At 60.1% G+C, this 14,756-nt stretch carries 15 protein-coding genes, 1 other RNA gene, 2 pseudogenes and 1 other annotated feature; of the genes and pseudogenes, 8 read left to right on the top strand and 10 right to left on the bottom strand.

The genetic code is table 11. The annotated features are described in order from the left end of the window. Positions 1–27: 27 nt before the first annotated feature. Positions 28–406: RNase P RNA component class A (gene rnpB / locus FFS12_RS14850), an RNA gene on the bottom strand. A 92-nt stretch (positions 407–498) separates the two neighbouring features. Then, complete coding sequence (gene rsmI / locus FFS12_RS14845; RefSeq protein WP_372239470.1) at positions 499–1,356, bottom strand: 16S rRNA (cytidine(1402)-2'-O)-methyltransferase; 858 nt, start codon at positions 1,354–1,356, stop codon at positions 499–501. Between the two features lie 142 nt (positions 1,357–1,498). Between rsmI and FFS12_RS14840 the strand changes: the two genes are divergently transcribed. The 4 genes from FFS12_RS14840 (at position 1,499) to FFS12_RS14825 (ending at position 5,017) form a co-directional block, all read left to right on the top strand. Beyond that, a complete protein-coding gene (locus FFS12_RS14840; protein ID WP_137887770.1) occupies positions 1,499–3,310 on the top strand; it encodes a penicillin-binding protein activator in 1,812 nt (603 codons plus the stop codon). After that, entirely contained in the window at positions 3,307–3,681 is a 375-nt protein-coding gene (locus FFS12_RS14835; RefSeq protein ID WP_137887768.1) for a YraN family protein, read from the top strand. The genes FFS12_RS14840 and FFS12_RS14835 overlap by 4 nt, the downstream gene beginning before the upstream one ends. A 212-nt stretch (positions 3,682–3,893) precedes the next feature. Beyond that, positions 3,894–4,487: a phosphoheptose isomerase gene (locus FFS12_RS14830; protein ID WP_137887766.1), complete on the top strand. Its 594-nt coding sequence runs from the start codon at positions 3,894–3,896 to the stop codon at positions 4,485–4,487. After that, on the top strand, positions 4,484–5,017 hold the full coding sequence (locus FFS12_RS14825; RefSeq protein ID WP_137887764.1) for a BON domain-containing protein: 534 nt from the start codon (positions 4,484–4,486) through the stop codon (positions 5,015–5,017). The genes FFS12_RS14830 and FFS12_RS14825 overlap by 4 nt, the downstream gene beginning before the upstream one ends. A 49-nt stretch (positions 5,018–5,066) precedes the next feature. On the opposite strand, the gene FFS12_RS14820 is transcribed toward FFS12_RS14825, so the two are convergent. The 7 genes from FFS12_RS14820 to rplM all read right to left on the bottom strand — a co-directional run bounded on the left by FFS12_RS14820 (position 5,067) and on the right by rplM (position 9,882). Next, positions 5,067–5,480 (bottom strand): ClpXP protease specificity-enhancing factor, encoded by a 414-nt coding sequence (locus tag FFS12_RS14820; protein ID WP_137818135.1) that lies wholly within the window; start codon positions 5,478–5,480, stop codon positions 5,067–5,069. A gap of 17 nt (positions 5,481–5,497) precedes the next feature. Beyond that, positions 5,498–6,115: a glutathione S-transferase N-terminal domain-containing protein gene (locus FFS12_RS14815; RefSeq protein WP_137887762.1), complete on the bottom strand. Its 618-nt coding sequence runs from the start codon at positions 6,113–6,115 to the stop codon at positions 5,498–5,500. A gap of 91 nt (positions 6,116–6,206) precedes the next feature. Next, complete coding sequence (locus tag FFS12_RS14810) at positions 6,207–6,989, bottom strand: cytochrome c1 (RefSeq protein ID WP_137887760.1); 783 nt, start codon at positions 6,987–6,989, stop codon at positions 6,207–6,209. After that, positions 6,989–8,200 (bottom strand): cytochrome bc complex cytochrome b subunit, encoded by a 1,212-nt coding sequence (locus FFS12_RS14805; RefSeq protein ID WP_137887758.1) that lies wholly within the window; start codon positions 8,198–8,200, stop codon positions 6,989–6,991. Before FFS12_RS14805 ends, FFS12_RS14810 begins: the two co-directional genes overlap by 1 nt. Next, positions 8,200–8,793 (bottom strand): ubiquinol-cytochrome c reductase iron-sulfur subunit, encoded by a 594-nt coding sequence (gene petA / locus FFS12_RS14800; protein ID WP_137887756.1) that lies wholly within the window; start codon positions 8,791–8,793, stop codon positions 8,200–8,202. The genes FFS12_RS14805 and petA overlap by 1 nt, the downstream gene beginning before the upstream one ends. Before the next feature lie 253 nt (positions 8,794–9,046). Further along, positions 9,047–9,439 (bottom strand): 30S ribosomal protein S9, encoded by a 393-nt coding sequence (rpsI, locus tag FFS12_RS14795; RefSeq protein ID WP_122452435.1) that lies wholly within the window; start codon positions 9,437–9,439, stop codon positions 9,047–9,049. A 14-nt stretch (positions 9,440–9,453) separates the two neighbouring features. Beyond that, complete coding sequence (gene rplM / locus FFS12_RS14790; protein ID WP_119952216.1) at positions 9,454–9,882, bottom strand: 50S ribosomal protein L13; 429 nt, start codon at positions 9,880–9,882, stop codon at positions 9,454–9,456. Positions 9,883–10,117: 235 nt separating this feature from the next. Here rplM and FFS12_RS20050 point away from each other — a divergent pair. Further along, positions 10,118–10,192: pseudogene (locus FFS12_RS20050) on the top strand (aldo/keto reductase); the annotation flags it as partial. Positions 10,193–10,234: 42 nt separating this feature from the next. On the opposite strand, the gene FFS12_RS14785 reads toward FFS12_RS20050, so the two are convergent. After that, positions 10,235–11,371, bottom strand: coding sequence for an acyl-CoA dehydrogenase family protein (locus FFS12_RS14785; RefSeq protein WP_137818140.1), 1,137 nt, complete (start codon positions 11,369–11,371; stop codon positions 10,235–10,237). A 249-nt stretch (positions 11,372–11,620) separates the two neighbouring features. Between FFS12_RS14785 and FFS12_RS14780 the strand changes: the two genes are divergently transcribed. The 3 genes and pseudogenes from FFS12_RS14780 to FFS12_RS14770 all read left to right on the top strand — a co-directional run. Further along, entirely contained in the window at positions 11,621–12,526 is a 906-nt protein-coding gene (locus FFS12_RS14780; RefSeq protein ID WP_171011890.1) for a GlxA family transcriptional regulator, read from the top strand. An 80-nt stretch (positions 12,527–12,606) separates the two neighbouring features. Next, positions 12,607–13,572, top strand: a complete 966-nt coding sequence (locus FFS12_RS14775; RefSeq protein ID WP_137887752.1) for a hypothetical protein — start codon at positions 12,607–12,609, stop codon at positions 13,570–13,572. A gap of 322 nt (positions 13,573–13,894) precedes the next feature. Then, positions 13,895–14,756, top strand: a pseudogene (locus FFS12_RS14770) (IS3 family transposase); the annotation flags it as partial. Continuing rightward, positions 14,173–14,289 (top strand) — a sequence feature (AL1L pseudoknot). It overlaps the preceding pseudogene by 117 nt.

Below are 14,756 nucleotides of genomic sequence, written 5' to 3'. Positions count from 1 at the left end.
CGGGAGGTAAAGCGGAGAGAAGAAAAGGTGGAGAGTCGATCTGTAAGCCGGGTTCTGTCGAGGACAGTCATTCCTCTACGACGGCCATCACTGGACGCCTTTAGCAACCTACCCGGATCCAGCGCGGGCCACGCCAATGGATCCCTATTTGGTCTTGCTCCGAGTGGGGTTTACCTAGCCACGCACTGTTACCAGACGTGCGGTGCGCTCTTACCGCACCTTTTCACCCTTACCGGCGCCGAAGCGCTTAGGCGGTTATTTTCTGTGGCACTTTCCGTAGGCTCACGCCTCCCAGGCGTTACCTGGCACTCCGCCCTATGGAGCCCGGACTTTCCTCCCTCCCACTTCGAGCAGCGCACATAAAGAACGCGGAACGAAATGGGACAGCGACTGTCCGATCGACTCTCCGCCGCCTAGGGTAGCGGCAGGCAGGCATGAGAACAAGCTCAAACGTCTTTTGAGAAGCAAATCACATTCCCATATTGCGAAAATCCGAACCTACTCAGAGGTTTTTTGCCGTTCCAGTGCCACCTGATAGAGCAGATTTTTGCGCACCCCGGTGATCTCCGCCGCCAGTGCCGCCGCACGTTTCAGCGGCATCTCCTGGAGCAATAGCTCGAGCACTCGCAAGGACTCCGCACTCAAGGCCTCGTCACCTTCCGGTGCCTGCCAGCCCGCCACCAGCACCACGCACTCGCCACGCTGCTGATTGCTGTCGGCCGCCACCCAGGCGTGCAACTGTGCCAACGGCAGGCCCTTCAAGGTCTCGAAGGTCTTGGTCAGCTCGCGCGCCAACACGGCCATGCGCTCACCACCAAAGACCGCCTGCAGATCTTCCAGGCACTCCAGTATTCGATGCGGCGCCTCGTAGAAAATCAGCGTGCGCGACTCCTCTTTCAGCAACTCGAGCCGGGCGCGCCGCCCCACCGCCTTCGCCGGCAAAAAACCTTCGAAGATAAAACGATCCGATGGCAAACCTGCCGCCGACAGCGCCGCGATGAGCGCACAAGGCCCCGGCACTGGCACAATGGCAATGCCCGCCGCCCGCACTTGGCGAACCAGATGGTAGCCAGGATCGGAAATCAGCGGCGTACCGGCATCGGAAATCAGCGCAACATCCTCACCCGCCTGCAAGCGAGCCAGGAAGCGCCCACCTTCGTCGCGCTCGTTATGCTCATGACAGGCCGCCAGCGGCGTGGCAATGCCGAAATGCTGGAGCAAACGGATCGAGTGACGCGTGTCCTCGGCGGCAATCAGCGCCACGCCCCGCAGCACCTTGAGCGCCCGTGCACTGATGTCATCCAGATTGCCTATGGGCGTGGCCACCACATAAAGAATGCCAGTAGCGGAATTCAGAGCACCAGGAGCGGTCACAACGCACACCTCAAGAATCACATAAAGCGCGCATTGTAGCCCGATTCACACCATCAACATCGCGCCCCCGGCGGGGCTTGGGTACAATTCGCCCTTCATTTGATCAAGTATCAGGAACGCTTACATGATCGCCTGCCTGCGACCGCTCTCCGCCCTCTGCCTCGCCGGCCTGCTGGCTGCCTGTGCCAGCTCGCCCTCGTCCAGCCTTGGCGAACTGCCACGCACCCCTGAAGCCAGTATTGAGCAGTTGCTGCAACAGGCCACTGAAAGCCAGCCAGAGCAAGCCGCTCTGCTGCGTTTAGCCGCAGCCGACCTGGCCTATAACCAGAAGGATCTGGGGCACGCCGCGCGCATCCTTGAACAGGTGCCGTTGGATAGCTTGAAACCTGCCCAACAGATTTTCGCCAACACCTTGGCCGCCGAACTGGCACTCGCACGCAACAAGCCCAAGTCCGCACTGCAAGCGCTCAACCACCCGAGCCTGGGGCGTCTGAGCGAGCTACCAGTGGAACAGCAGGCGCGCACCCAGCTGGTTCGCGCCCGCGCCCTTGAGGCCGATGGCCAGACGCTGGCGGCAGCTCGCGAACGGATCTATATCGCACCACTGCTCAGCGGCGAAGCCGCCAATGCCAACCATGAAGCCATCTGGGCACTGGTCGCGGCACTGCCACTCGAGCAATTGCAAGACAGCGGCGATGCCGACCTGACTGGCTGGCTGCAACTGGCGCGGATCTCGAAGAGCGCAGGCACCCTGGAACAGCAGCAGGCCGCCATCGACACCTGGCGCCAACAGAATCCGCAACACCCAGCAGCCCAGCAACTGCCGCTACCCCTGAGCAAACTTAAAGAGCTGGCCAGCCAGCCGCTAACCAAGATCGCCCTGCTGCTGCCACAGGAAGGCCAACTGGCCTCGGTCGCTCGCGCCCTCCGCGACGGCTTCCTCGCCGCCCACTACCAAGCCCAGCAAGCCGGCCAAAACCCTCCCGCCATCGAACTGTACGACAGCTCGCAGCTGACTTCGCTGGACGACTTCTACCGCCAAGCCCAAGCCTCCGGCGTGCAACTGGTGGTCGGCCCGCTGGAGAAGCCGCTGGTCAAACAGCTCAGCGAGCGCGAGCAACTGCCAATGACCACCCTCGCCCTGAACTACAGCGAAGCCGGCCAGGAAGGCCCAGCGCAATTGTTCCAGTTCGGTCTCGCGGCCGAAGACGAGGCTCGCGAAGCAGCCCGCCGCGCCTGGGCCGATGGCATGCGCCGCGCAGTGGCGCTAGTACCGCGCGGTGAATGGGGCGACCGCGTACTCGGCGCCTTCCGCCAAAGCTGGCAATCCGCCGGTGGCAGCCTGATCGCCGCGGAGCACGTCGATCAGCCCGTCGAGCTGGCCCAGCAGATTGCCGATCTGTTCCAGCTACGCCAAAGCGAAGCCCGCGCCAAACGCCTGCAAAGCACTCTCGGCGTAGCGATTGCCGCGCAACCGGCACGCCGTCAAGACGTCGATTTCATCTTCCTCGCCGCCACGCCGCAGCAAGCGCAGCAGATCAAACCAACCCTAGCCTTCCAATACGCCGGTGATGTGCCGGTCTATGCCACCTCTCACCTGTTTACCGGCGGCAGCAATCCGACGCAGTACCTCGACCTCAACGGCATTCGCTTTTGCGAAACGCCCTGGCTACTCGACGCCAATGATCCGCTGCGCCAACAAGTCAGCGCTCAATGGCCACAGGCTGCCGGCAGCCTGGGTCGGCTCTATGCCATGGGCGTCGACGCCTATCGCCTGGCACCTCGCCTGAGCCAGCTCAAAGCCCTGCCAGACAGCCGTGTCGACGGTCTCTCCGGTAGCCTCAGCCTGAACCCGACACAACGCATCGAACGCCAGCTCCCTTGGGCCGAGTTCCGCGACGGCCAGGTCCAGCGCCTCCCCGACAGCGTCAATTGATCGATAACAGCAGTCGTCAAACCAGCGGCCGGGCGGCCGAAGTCCTGGCCCGCCAGCACCTGGAGCAACACGGACTGCGCCTGCTGGCGCAGAATTGGCTGTGCCGGCGCGGCGAGCTCGATCTGGTCATGCTCGACGGCGATACAGTAGTATTCGTCGAAGTCCGCTACCGGCGGCATGCCGCCTGGGGCGGCGCACTGGAGAGCGTCGATGCGCGCAAGCGCGGGAAACTCGCCGCCGCCGCAGAACACTTTCTGCAACAAGAGTCGCGCTGGGCTAAACATCCCTGCCGTTTTGATGTCGTAGCCATCGGTGTCGACGGCAACCCAGCGGCACGACTGAACTGGATCCAGAACGCCTTTGACACCTGAGCAAGCCCAGCGCAATTCAGCCTGACACGATAAGAGAACTGCAGGCCCGGTCAGCACAGACGCCCGATCCGCGCAGAGCAAAACCCGAACTCAGCTTCGGCGAAACCCCAGACCCCGGTCTGCGCTTGCCGAGCGATACACCCTTGCAGCCGGTGGCCTCGGATACAAGCCTGAAGCCACCTGATCAGCAGCCACACTGAAGGTCATACCTGATGGACATGCAATCCCGTATCCGCCAGCTTTTCCAGGCCAGTATCGAGACCAAACAGCACGCCATGGAAGTGCTAGTACCATTCATTGAGCAAGGCAGCCTGGCGATGGTCCACGCCCTGCTCAACGAGGGCAAGATCCTTTCCTGCGGCAACGGCGGCTCGGCCGGCGACGCCCAACACTTCTCCTCCGAACTGCTCAATCGCTTTGAGCGCGAGCGCCCGAGCCTGCCGGCGATAGCCCTGACCACCGACAGCTCGACCATCACCTCGATCGCCAACGACTACAGCTACAACGAGGTGTTCTCCAAGCAAATCCGCGCCCTCGGTCAACCGGGCGATGTGCTGCTGGCGATCTCCACCAGCGGCAACTCGGCCAACGTGATCCAGGCCATCCAGGCGGCCCACGACCGCGAGATGGTCGTGGTCGCCCTTACCGGCCGCGACGGCGGCGGCATGGCCTCGCTGCTGCTGCCAGAAGACGTGGAAATCCGCGTACCGTCGAAAGTCACCGCACGCATTCAGGAAGTCCACCTGCTGGCCATTCACTGCCTCTGCGACCTGATTGATAGCCAACTGTTTGGGAGTGAAGAATGACCCGTTCCCCGCTGATCCTAATCGCCCTGGCATTGAGCCTCGCCCTCGGCGGCTGCGGTAGCCGCAGCGTAGGCAACAAGATCGACGACCAATTCGTCGGCCCTGATGTCAGCAACAGCATTTCCCGCGCCCACGCCGATCTCAGCAGCCCGAGCTCGCACATCGTGGTCAGCAGCTATAACGGCATCATCCTGCTCGCCGGTCAGACGCCGCGCAGTGAGCTGAAGGATCGCGCCGAACAGGCCGCACGTGCGGTACAAGGCGTGCGCAAGGTGCACAATGAGCTGCAGGTTCTGCCACCGACGTCGGTTCTAGCGCGCAGCAACGACAGCCTGCTGACCACCAAGATCAAGGCGCAGATGCTCGCCGACAACGCCGTGCCCAGCTCACGCATCAAGGTGATCACCGAAAATGGCATCGTCTACCTGCTCGGCCTGGTGACCCGCATGGAAGCCGCCAGTGCCACCAGCGTGGTGCAGAGCGTGTCTGGCGTGCAGAAGGTCGTGAAACTGTTCGAGTACACCAACTGAGCAACCCGCAAGCCGCAAAAAGGCGATCCACTGGATCGCCTTTTTTATTTCACTTGACCACTTTCAGACTGGGTCGCCCACTCGGTCTGGGCGGCTCGCCACCGGACGGCCCCTCATCGTCCGGCCCGGAGTCAGGTTCTTCATCCACCACCGGCGGCTCCAGGTCGAAGACCATGCCTTGGCCGTTTTCGCGAGCATAGATCGCCAGCACAGCCGCTGCGGGGATATACAAGGTATGCGCCACCCCACCGAAACGCCCCTCGAAGCTCACCGCTTCGTTATCCATATGCAGATGGCGCACGGCACCCGGCGAGACGTTCAGCACTATCTGGCCGTCGCTGGCAAAGCCCTGCGGCACCTGCACGTTGGGATACTCGGCATTGACCAACAGATGCGGCGTGCAATCGTTATCAACAATCCATTCGTAAAGCGCACGAATCAGATAAGGACGACTGGAGTTCATCGAAAGCTCCTTCAGCTTTAGCGCATATCGCGCTCGGCACCAGACAGACTGACCTGGAAGGCCTCGCGGGCAAACTGACGCTCCATGTAATCCAGTAGCGGCTTGGCCGGCTTCGGCAACTCGATCCCCAATTTCGGTAAACGCCAGAGGATCGGCAACAGGCAGCAATCTACCAAACTCAGCTCATCACTGAGGAAGAATGCCTTGTCGGCGAACAGCGGCGATACCCCTGTCAGGCTTTCGCGCAACTCCTTGCGCGCCTGAACCCGGGCCGGCTCCTTGCTGCGCGGATCAAGAATCAGGTCCACCAGCGCACACCAGTCACGCTGGATACGATGAATCAGCAGCCGGCTATTCGCCCGCGCCACCGGATAGACCGGCAACAAGGGTGGGTGCGGATAGCGTTCGTCCAGATATTCCATCACCACAGTCGATTCATACAACGCCAGATCACGATCGACCAGGGTTGGTACGCTGCCGTAGGGGTTCACCTCTATCAGCTTGGCCGGTGTGCGGCCCTGCTCGACATTGATGATCTCGGCGCTTACACCCTTCTCGGCGAGCACGATACGTACGCGATGGGAATAGTGGTCGGCGGGGTCGGAGTAACAGGCCAACCGATTGGTCACGCCCATGGCGGTCCTCCTCGCTTGTTAAAGTTATCAGAAGCAGAAAGACGTGCGCGCCCAAAGCGGGCGCGCACGTCAACAGCGGGAATACAGCTTATTAATGCACGTCCTTCCAGAATTCGCGCTTGAGCAGATAGGCAAACACGAAGAAGAAGGCCAGATAGAGCAGCACATAGGTACCGATGCGCTGGCTTTGCAGCTTCACCGGATTGGCCGAGTATTCCAGAAAGGTCACCAGGTTCTTAACCTTCTCGTCGAACTCGGCCTCATTCAGCTTGCCGGTCTTCGGCAGTACAGTCAGTTGATCGCAGGCTTCATGAGTAATCGGCGTACCGGTCAACGGGTCGTACTGTTTCTTACCCTCATCGATCACTTGCACTTGCTTGCAACCAACCACCTGGCGACCCTGCAGGCCAACCAACACGTTAGGCATGCCAACGTTGGGGAACACCTTGTTGTTCACACCCCAGGGCCGCGCCGGGTCTTCATAGAAGTTGCGCAGATAAGTGTACAGCCAGTCGGTACCACGCACACGAGCCACCAGGGTCAGGTCGGGCGGCGCAGCGCCGAACCAGCTCTTGGCATCGGCCGGCTGCATGCCGATCTTCATCAGGTCGCCGATCTTGGCGCCGGTGAACACCAGGTTGCTCAGCATCAGCTCGTGCGGAATCCCCAGATCATCGGCGACCCGCTCGTAACGCTGAAACTTGGCGCTATGGCAACCCATGCAGTAGTTGGCGAAAGTCCGCGCACCATCCTGCAGGGCAGCCTTATCGGTCAGGTCGATATCGACCTCATCCAGCGCGTGACCACCACCAGTGTTGGCAAAGGCAATGGCCGGCAATACAGCGAAAATCAGTGCAGCAAATAGCTTTTTCATCAGCCAGTCACCCTTTCCGGAACCGGTTTGGTCTTCTCAAGCTTGGTGTAGAACGGCATCAGGATGAAATACGCGAAGTACAGGAACGTACACACCTGCGACAGCAGCGTCCGCCCCGGAGTCGGCGCCAGAACACCCAGCACACCGAGAATCACGAAGGAGACACAGAACACCAGCAACCAGATCTTGCTCAGCCAGCCCTTGTAACGCATGGACTTGACCGGACTACGGTCGAGCCACGGCAACACGAACAGCACTGCGATAGCGGCGCCCATGGCAATTACACCCATCAGCTTGTCCGGGATCGCCCGCAGAATTGCGTAGAACGGCGTGAAGTACCAAACCGGCGCGATATGTTCAGGAGTCTTGAAGGCGTTAGCCACTTCAAAGTTGGGCTTCTCGAGGAAATAACCGCCCATTTCCGGGAAGAAGAACACGATCGCGCAGAAGATGAACAGGAATACCACCACGCCGACGATATCTTTCACGGTGTAGTACGGATGGAACGCAATACCGTCCAGCGGCACACCATTGGCATCCTTGTGCTTCTTGATATCCACACCATCGGGGTTGTTCGAACCCACTTCGTGCAGCGCCAGGATGTGCAATACCACCAGACCAAGCACCACGATCGGCAGCGCTATCACATGCAGCGCAAAGAAGCGGTTCAGCGTGATCCCCGAAATCAGGTAGTCACCACGGATCCACTGAGTCAGATCAGCACCGATCACCGGGATCGCACCGAACAGAGAGATGATTACCTGGGCACCCCAGTAGGACATCTGCCCCCAAGGCAGCAGATAACCCATGAAGGCTTCAGCCATCAACGCCAGGTAGATCAGCATGCCGAAGATCCAGACCAGCTCACGCGGCTTCTGATAGGAACCGTAGAGCAGACCACGGAACATGTGCAGATAAACCACGATGAAGAACGCCGAAGCGCCGGTCGAGTGCAGCAGACGCAGGATCCAACCGTACTCCACATCACGCATGATGTATTCGACGGAGGCAAACGCCTCTTCCGCCGAGGGGGTGTAGCTCATGGTCAGCCAGATGCCTGTGACGATCTGATTGACCAGCACCAACAGAGCCAAGGAACCAAAGAAGTAAAAGAAGTTAAAGTTCTTCGGTGCGTAGTACTTGCTTAGATGGTCTTCCCACATCTTGGTGGCGGGAAAGCGCGCATCAACCCACTCCATGAATTTGCTCATCAGGCTTTCTCCTGGTCCACACCGATGACAATGACCTCGTCCGACTCATATGAGTGCGGCGGCACTGGCAGATTCAAGGGGGCAGGCTGCGACTTGTAGACGCGACCGGCGAGATCGTAACGCGAACCGTGGCAAGGGCAGAAATAACCACCCACCCACTCAGCGCCGAGATCGACTGGCGCCACTTCCGGGCGGAAGGATGGGGAGCAGCCCAAGTGCGTGCAGATACCAACCAGCACCAAGATTTCCGGCTTGATCGAGCGCACCTCAGGGTCCACGTAGGTGGGCTGAGTCGATGCCTTGGATTCCGGATCGGCCAGGGTCCCCTCGATCTTGACCAGGTTACCGAGGATTTCCTCGGTACGGCGCACGATAAACACCGGCTGACCACGCCACTCAGCAATCATCTGCTGGCCAGGCTCAATCTTGCCGACATTCACCTTCACCGCCGCCCCTGCGGCCTTGGCCTTGGCACTCGGGAACCATGACCCCACGAACGGGACCGCAGCACCCACCGCTCCTGCAGCACCCACCACGGAAGTGGCCGCTACCAGGAAGCGACGTCGGCCTGCATTCACGCCGTCATTGCTCATTCAGTCGTCTCCCATCAGCTTTGTGGCCTGTTATTCAGGCATCTACTAAGTAAAAATCAAGCCGCGCAAAAAATTTGCCAAATGGTAAAGAAAAGCCCCATTTCTGACAAGGCAATTACTGGATACAAAATGGCTGAAAGCCTTGTCGGGCGCGGCATTTACCGGTGCGGCAAGTTGTCGCAACGCTAACCAGCGCCCATAAAAAACGCCCAGCTCCGAAAGGAAACTGGGCGCTTTTGAACGCAGGAGCGAATTAACGCTTCGAGTACTGCGGACGCTTACGCGCTTTACGCAGACCGACTTTCTTACGCTCAACTTCACGGGCATCGCGAGTCACGAAGCCAGCCTTACGCAGAGCAGGACGCAGAGCTTCGTCGTAGTCCATCAGGGCACGAGTGATGCCGTGGCGGATTGCACCAGCTTGACCGCTAACACCACCACCGAGAACGGTGACGTAGATGTCGAACTTCTCGACAGTCTCAGTCAGCTCCAGCGGCTGGCGAACTACCATGCGGGCAGTTTCGCGACCGAAGAAGTTTTCCAGGGTGCGGTTGTTGATCGAGATCTTGCCAGTACCTGCACGCAGGAAAACGCGAGCGGTTGCAGTCTTGCGACGGCCAGTGCCGTAATTTTGAGTCGCCGACATAATGAACTATTCCGTTAAAACTTCAGTTCTTGGGGCTGCTGAGCAGTGTGTGGGTGCACGGCACCCTTGTACACTTTCAACTTACGGTACATGTCGCGACCCAGCGGGTTCTTCGGCAGCATGCCCTTGACCGCGGTCTCGAGCACACGCTCAGGCGCCTTGGCGATCAGCTTTTCGAAGTTGATCGACTTGATGCCACCCGGGAAACCGGAGTGAGAGTAGTACATTTTGTCAGTGGTCTTAGCACCGGTCACACGCACCTGCTCGGCATTGATAACGACGATGTAGTCGCCGGTATCAACGTGCGGGGTGTATTCGGCTTTATGCTTGCCACGCAGACGGCTAGCGATTTCTGTGGCCAGACGACCCAGAGTCTGACCTGCAGCGTCGACGACAAACCAGTCGCGCTTAACAGTTTCCGGTTTAGCAGTAAAAGTTTTCATTCTTTAATAGCCTCAGGGGCCGCCCTGAAATGAGACGGCGGATCTTACTTAATAGTGCGTGCTTTGACAAGTCAAAGACAGCCAGAGACGGACGCTATCGGGGGCTCGGGTCATCACGTCCGTACGGCCAGTTCGGCAGGCTAGGCATCCCCCGCCGAAAACAGCTGCGGAATTATGCCGATTGCGCGGAAAATTTCAACCTGATTCGATGCCATTTTTGCGCGAGGCGATATTTATGGAGTTTCGTAAGCTCGGTCGTACCGACCTGAAAGTTAGCGCTTTGTGCCTGAGCAGCAAGACCTGGGGTGAGTAAAACAGCCAGGCCGAAGCCTGGCTTTTTCCTATGCGCGCCTTACAACGAGCGCGCGATGATTTCCTTCATGATCTCGTTAGTGCCGGCATAGATCCGCTGCACCCGCGCATCCGCCCAGGCTCGCGCCACCGGATATTCCCACATATAGCCGTAGCCACCGTGCAACTGCACACACTCATCCAAGACCTTGCACTGCAGATCGGTTGTCCAGTATTTGCACATCGCAGCGGTCGGTACGTCGAGCTTAGCTTGCAGGTGCTGCTCGAGGCAGCGATCGACGAAAACCCGCCCGATCTGCACCTCGGTGGCGATCTCCGCCAGCTTGAAACGGGTATTCTGGAAGTCACCGATGGCCTTGCCGAAGGCTTTACGCTCACGGGTGTAGTCCAGCGTCCACTGCAACGCGGCCTCGGCCGAGGCCAGGGCGCCGAGCGCCACGGTCAAACGTTCCTGCGGCAGCTCCTGCATCAGATAAGCGAAGCCCATGCCCGCCTGACCCAACAGATTCGCCTTCGGCACCCGCACATCCTGGAAGAACAACTCGGAGGTGTCCTGCGCCTTCATGCCGACCTTTTCCAAGCGCTTGCCCTTGGCGAAGCCCGGAGTCCCCGCCTCCACCAGGAACAGACTGGTGCCCTTGGCGCCGGCCTTGGGATCGGTCTTGGCGACCACAATCACCAGATCGGCCAGATAGCCATTGGTGATAAAGGTCTTCGAGCCATTGATCACATACTCATCACCATCCAGTACGGCAGTGGTCTTCACGCCTTGCAGGTCAGAGCCCGCCCCCGGCTCGGTCATGGCGATGGCCGTGACCATCTCGCCGGAAACCAGCTTCGGCAGGTACTTATGCTTCAGCTCTTCGGAGCCGTAATGCAGGATGTACGGCGCGACGATGTCCGAGTGCAGGGAGAAACCGATGCCGCTCAGCCCCAGACGACTGATTTCTTCGATCACCACCGCGCTATAGAGAAAATCCGCGCCTATGCCGCCGTACTCCTCGGGAATATGCGAGCAGAGCATTCCGGCCTCACCGGCCTTATTCCACAGCTGACGGTCGATATGCCCATCCTTTTCCCACTGATGATGGAAAGGCACCGCCTCCTGCTCAAGGAACTTACGCACGCTGTCGCGAAAGAGCTCATGGTCAGAGCTGAACAGGGTTCTTGGGATCATGATTGCACCTGCGAGGAGACGTCTAACGCCAGGATTGGCAGGTCCAGACTGTAGGACAGTCAAACGCCCGGACGCACTGGACACATGCGACAAAAAATAAGACGATCCAGCCAGCCATTGACCACTTTCCCCTGATAAGAACAACAACCCATGCTTACCGCGCAGTCCGCCCCCCTGAAACGAGTCAGCATTCTCGCCACTGAAGGCGTGTTCGCCTCCACCTTGATGCAGGCTAAAGACTTCTTCCACATGGCCAGCCTGCGCTACGGCAGGCAACAGGGGCAGGGCCTGACACCTGCGTTCGAGATTCAACTGGTCAGCCCCGACGGCCAGCCGGTACGCAGCTTCAGCGATGTCATCCTGCCCGTGGATGGCGCGCTGGAGCCGGCCGATGTGATCATCCTCCCCGCCTACTGGGGCGACTTTGATGCGCTCTGCAGCCGCCATCCGCAAGTCCTGAGCTGGCTACGCAGTCAACACGCCGCCGGCAGCGTGCTCTGCGGCGAAGCCATGGGCGTATTCTGGATCGCCCAGGCCGGCTTGCTCGACGGCAAGGAAGCGACCACCTACTGGCGCTTCTTCCGCGAATTCGCCGAGCGCTTCCCCAAGGTGCTGCTGAATCAGGAAAAGCACCTGTCCGATGCCGACAACCTGTACTGCGCCGGCGGCACCACCTCCGCCTGCGACCTGTACATCTATTTGATCGAGCGCTTCTGCGGCGCCAGCGTCGCCCAGGCCGTAGCCCGCGACATCCTGTATGAAGTGCAACGCAACTACACGCCTGGGCGGATCGGCTTCGGCGGCCAGAAGCTGCACCAGGACGTGACCATCCTGCACATCCAGCAGTGGCTGGAAGAACACTTCGCCGCCAAGTTTCGCTTCGAGGATGTCGCGCGCGAGCACGGCATGAGCATTCGCAACTTTATGCGGCGCTTCCAGGCCGCCACGGGCGACAAACCCCTGCATTACCTGCAACGGTTACGGATCGAAACAGCCAAGGGCCTGCTGAGCGCCACCCGCAAGAGCATCAAGACCATCAGTTACGAGGTCGGCTACGACGACGCCAGCTTCTTTGCCCGGCTGTTCCGCCAGCACACGGAACTGTCGCCCAACCAATACCGCCGGCAGTTCCAGCACAAGGACAGCCATTCCTAGGATGGGGTGGGTCGCCAGCCGCTGCGACCTATGATCGGCGCACCCCTTGCGGGAACCTCTAACAAAAACAGGTCATCGCCATGCGCCGCTATCTACTTGCCCTCCTCGCCGTCTGCAGCCTCAGCGCTGTGGCGGACGACAACTGGCAACCCTTCCCCTACGAGCAAAGCGCCTTCGACTACTCGGGCGACAAACTGCGCCAAGCCTGGCCACAGCTGACCCGTGGTTTTGGGGCCGACTATCCGTTCCCGGACGCCGCCTGGGTGGCGAGCATGGCCGCCACCTATCCGCAAGCACTGGAGCTGAGCGCAACTGGCAACACCGGCTTCACCGGCAAACCGGAAGAGGCCGAGCTTTATGCCAGCAAGCTGCAAGAGGTTTGGCGCCTGATGTTTCGCGGCGATTTTGCCGAAGCCAAAAAACAGGGCCTGGCGCTCGGCGGCGGCGGACAAATCCCGGCGATGTTCGCCCAGGTGGTGTACGCCATGTTCCTGGTAGCGAACCAGGAGGAAAAACACCGCCTGCTGGAAGAAGTGATCGACTACACCGACCAGGCCGGCAGCCTGGTCCAGGCCGACACTGTTGCCCTGTTCGGCCGCGTCTATGCCAAGGCGCGCCTGGGCGAAGAGTTGTCGGTTGCGGTGGTGCTGAAACGCGGCTACACCAGTCAGATCCCCAAGGAGCTGGATGCCCTGCTGGCCAAGCAGCCGCAACAACCCTTCGCCCTCGCCCTGTATGGCGGCTATGAAGCCGGGGTGATCCGCAAGGTCGGCAAACTGGTGGGGAACATGACCTACGGAGTCAGCGCGGACAAAATGGAAACCTACTTCGCCCGCTCCTTCAAAGAGTCCGACAACCTGCCGATCGGTCACTACGAATACGCCAATGCGTTGAGTTACCTGTATGGCGAGAATGAGGAGCAGAAGGCCGTCGAGCATCTCAAGCGCGCCGTGACGATCAAACCGATCAATGCCATGGAAGCGCTGGAAGTGGCGCACGCCAAGCAACTGTTGCAGCAATACGAACAGAAGCTCGCGCAGAACTAAACCCGAGCGAAAATCGGGATAGGGGGCAGCCGAAGCTGCGCCCCTCCCACACCACCCGGCATGCGGGTCCGCACCGGGCGGTTGGAGCAGTTGAGGTCATCGGACTTGTGACTCTCCCGGCCCGATGCCTGGGGTTGTGTTTTCCGACTCGGCGGAGATGATTCCTCGCTGCCGTTGCCTTTCAGGCTTCACCTGGCAGGACATAATTGGCGAGCTTCGCTTACGCGATCATCTGAGGCATTTCAACTCCGATAGCCAGGGCACTTACCCTCTGAACCGCCCCGGCTTTCCCGGAGGCTCCAACTCTTGAGAGGATGGAGCCATGAAGACAGCAACGAAGTATTCCCCGGAAGTCCGCGAGCGAGCGGTTCGTTTGGTGCTGGAGCATCAAGACGGGCATGACTCGGAGTGGGCGGCGATCTGCTCAATTGCCGCCAAGATTGGTTGTACAGCCGAAACGCTGCGCCGCTGGGTGCGCCAGGCCGAACGCGACAGTGGCAAGCGCGAAGGTCAGACCAGCAGCGAACGCGAGCGGATCAAGGCACTGGAACGTGAGGTGCGTGAGCTGCGCCAGGCCAACGAAATCTTGCGCAAGGCGTCCGCGTATTTTGCCCAGGCGGAGCTCGACCGCCGCTTCAAGCCATGAAGGCGTTCATCGACGAGCATCGTGCGGTTTATGGAGTCGAGCCGATCTGCCGGGTACTGCCGATCGCTCCATCGACCTACTACACCCATGCTCTGTGCCGGGCTGCCCCGGAGCGGCGTTCCCCGCGAGCACAGCGTGACGAGGTGCTGAGCGGGCATATCCAGCGGGTCTGGGAGGAGAACTTCCAGGTCTATGGCGTGCGCAAGGTCTGGCGGCAGCTCAAGCGCGAAGGCGTAGTGGCGGCCCGCTGCACGGTGGAGCGGCTGATGCGGCGACTGGGTCTGCAAGGTGTCGTACGCGGCAAGCCGGTCAAGACTACGATCAGCGACAAGGCCAAAGCGTGCCCGCTGGATAAGGTCAACCGCCAGTTCCGCGCCGAGCGGCCAAACGCGCTCTGGGTTTCGGATTTCACCTACGTCAGCACTTGGCAGGGCTTCGTCTATGTGGCCTTTGTCATCGACGTATTCGTCCGGCGTATCGTTGGCTGGCGCGTGTCCAGCTCAGCCCGTACCGACTTTGTGCTCGATGCGCTGGAGCA

The sequence above is a fragment of the Pseudomonas sp. 2FE genome (assembly GCF_005503735.1).
In the GTDB taxonomy this organism is placed as follows: Bacteria; Pseudomonadota; Gammaproteobacteria; order Pseudomonadales; family Pseudomonadaceae; genus Aquipseudomonas.
This window is presented reverse-complemented; position numbering and strand designations above follow the sequence as displayed.

Excerpts from the sequence above, each read along its gene's own strand:
- FFS12_RS14820 (WP_137818135.1), bottom strand. The coding sequence starts at position 5,480 with ATGAACTCCAGTCGTCCTTATCTGATTCGTGCGCTTTACGAATGGATT.
- FFS12_RS14825 (WP_137887764.1), top strand. The coding sequence starts at position 4,484 with ATGACCCGTTCCCCGCTGATCCTAATCGCCCTGGCATTGAGCCTCGCC.
- petA (WP_137887756.1), bottom strand. The coding sequence starts at position 8,793 with ATGAGCAATGACGGCGTGAATGCAGGCCGACGTCGCTTCCTGGTAGCG.
- FFS12_RS14840 (WP_137887770.1), top strand. The coding sequence starts at position 1,499 with ATGATCGCCTGCCTGCGACCGCTCTCCGCCCTCTGCCTCGCCGGCCTG.
- FFS12_RS14830 (WP_137887766.1), top strand. The coding sequence starts at position 3,894 with ATGGACATGCAATCCCGTATCCGCCAGCTTTTCCAGGCCAGTATCGAG.
- FFS12_RS14775 (WP_137887752.1), top strand. The coding sequence starts at position 12,607 with ATGCGCCGCTATCTACTTGCCCTCCTCGCCGTCTGCAGCCTCAGCGCT.
- rplM (WP_119952216.1), bottom strand. The coding sequence starts at position 9,882 with ATGAAAACTTTTACTGCTAAACCGGAAACTGTTAAGCGCGACTGGTTT.
- FFS12_RS14815 (WP_137887762.1), bottom strand. The coding sequence starts at position 6,115 with ATGGGCGTGACCAATCGGTTGGCCTGTTACTCCGACCCCGCCGACCAC.
- FFS12_RS14805 (WP_137887758.1), bottom strand. The coding sequence starts at position 8,200 with ATGAGCAAATTCATGGAGTGGGTTGATGCGCGCTTTCCCGCCACCAAG.
- FFS12_RS14810 (WP_137887760.1), bottom strand. The coding sequence starts at position 6,989 with ATGAAAAAGCTATTTGCTGCACTGATTTTCGCTGTATTGCCGGCCATT.
- rpsI (WP_122452435.1), bottom strand. The coding sequence starts at position 9,439 with ATGTCGGCGACTCAAAATTACGGCACTGGCCGTCGCAAGACTGCAACC.
- FFS12_RS14785 (WP_137818140.1), bottom strand. The coding sequence starts at position 11,371 with ATGATCCCAAGAACCCTGTTCAGCTCTGACCATGAGCTCTTTCGCGAC.
- FFS12_RS14780 (WP_171011890.1), top strand. The coding sequence starts at position 11,621 with ATGGCCAGCCTGCGCTACGGCAGGCAACAGGGGCAGGGCCTGACACCT.